Below are 1918 nucleotides of genomic sequence, written 5' to 3' on the forward strand. Positions count from 1 at the left end.
GGTTGCTTGGCCATCTTGGTCGCCCAGCAGATCACTGCGCCAGACGCTACGCAATGGCTCAATCTAGGATTAGATGCAGAAGATATCATTAGTAAGTTGCAAGACTTGCCTAGTCCACTTGCCCAGCTACCTCTTTATCCTGTCACCGATATTGAGGCAACTTACCCTAGCTGGGCATTATATGGTAAAGACTTGCTACTTGATTACAACGATGTCGAAGTGTTTGACACCGCCTACATGCAACATAGTACTTTGACAGGCTCACATCCGCTTACTTCACCCATGTATGGTCATAATGCGCACATTTGTCCAAGCTATATTGTGGCGGCTGAGCTAGATATCTTACGTGATGAGGCTCTCGTTTACGCTGACCAATTACAAGATAGTCGCATCGCGACTAAGACCTACACTGTGCTAGGCGCGCCGCACGGTTTTATTCATTTAATGAGTATTCATAAGGGTGTTGGTCATGAGGCAGCTAATATTATTGACAAGTTTGCCAGCTTTGTCCGCCAACTACTTACCACTAAGAGCGATTAACCAAATCTCTGAGCGCGAACCCAAGCGGAATGGAATACCCCAAAAGCCATAACCGGAGGACACCACAAAGTGTCCATGACCAATCGCTTCATAACCATAACCTAGACGGTTAATCGCATTGACGATAAAATTAGCGGGAAATACTTGACCATTATGAGTATGTCCTGACACTTGTAAATCAATCGGTAGCTGGCTATGTTCAACGATATCGCTAGGGCGATGGTCTAGTAATATAATGGGCTCATCTATATTTACTTGCGCCAGTAATTCTGTCGTCGCTACGCGCGCACGTTTATGATTATCAAAACGGCCAACCAACCAAATCGGTTGCCCTTGATGCGTTAGGCAATGAACCTCATCGTTCAATAATTGCACGCCAGCACTACGCAGTGAGTGACTAATGGGCTGCTCGTACCCGTATAAGTCATGGTTGCCTAACGTCGCATAAACCCCGTAAGGTAGGCTGGCACATAGTTCAGTTAAGTTCGCCTGCATATCGTAGGCAATAAATGCGTCGGTATTGTCATCCATAATATCGCCTGGCATCAGCAATATATCCGCTTCAGACTGGACGACAAGGCGATGTAGCCTATCTATCGCACCACTACCAAACAGTCGACCAATATGTAGATCACTGGCCACCGCAATACGCAGTTGCTCTACCATCGGTTTATTAATATGAATCGTTTTTTTACGCACAACAGGTATGTAGGCGCTATATAAAGCATAAATAAATAGACCAATAAAGATAAGCAGAGCAAGTACTCGCAACCCTGTTGCCACTACCGAAGGATTAAGAGCACGGTAGTCAGTAAAGGTTACTATTAACCAATACCCTCCGTATAACAGGCTGGTCAGCAGCGCGGTTAATACCATAAAGTGCATGAATAACATCCAACCACTCACCCAGCGATAGCTATTGGCAAACACCCTTTTTACACTCAGTAGCAGCAAACTATTGGTAATGATAAATATAGCAATCCATATGGAAATTTGTAGCGCAGGATTTATCAAAGGCTGTAACCACCACTGTAAGCTTAATGCAGCTCCTAAACTAAAAAGCTGCAACAGTACAAAAATAGTGATAAAAAATGCGTAGCGCATGAGTAATTCCGGAGTAGTTTTGGTATTTAAAGAGATTTAGACCAGACAAAGAAAGTTTAAGCGGAAGTTTGGTAGCGTATAAAAAACCCCTACTATGCTTGTATATAGTAGAGGCTTTTAGTATGGGCATTATGTCATTTACTTAAACAGTTTATAGGGCAGATTGTAACCTGATCATCCATATCTCAGACCGTGTTCCCAACCTAAATGGTACAGGACCAAATCCATAGCCTGAAGATACCAAAAACTGCGTATCCTTTATATTTTTGGTGCC

At 43.5% G+C, this 1918-nt stretch carries 2 protein-coding genes; one reads left to right on the forward strand and one right to left on the reverse strand.

The annotated features are described in order from the left end of the window. A partial coding sequence (locus tag ACS8FD_RS13455; RefSeq protein ID WP_439276253.1) for an alpha/beta hydrolase fold domain-containing protein occupies positions 1-540 on the forward strand: 540 nt, incomplete at its 5' end. Here ACS8FD_RS13455 and ACS8FD_RS13460 read toward each other — a convergent pair. Further along, positions 517-1644, reverse strand: a complete 1128-nt coding sequence (locus ACS8FD_RS13460) for a metallophosphoesterase (protein WP_439263399.1) — start codon at positions 1642-1644, stop codon at positions 517-519. The two genes, ACS8FD_RS13455 and ACS8FD_RS13460, sit on opposite strands and share 24 nt — an antisense overlap. Positions 1645-1918: the final 274 nt, after the last annotated feature.

Source organism: Psychrobacter sp. 1U2, from assembly GCF_051847575.1.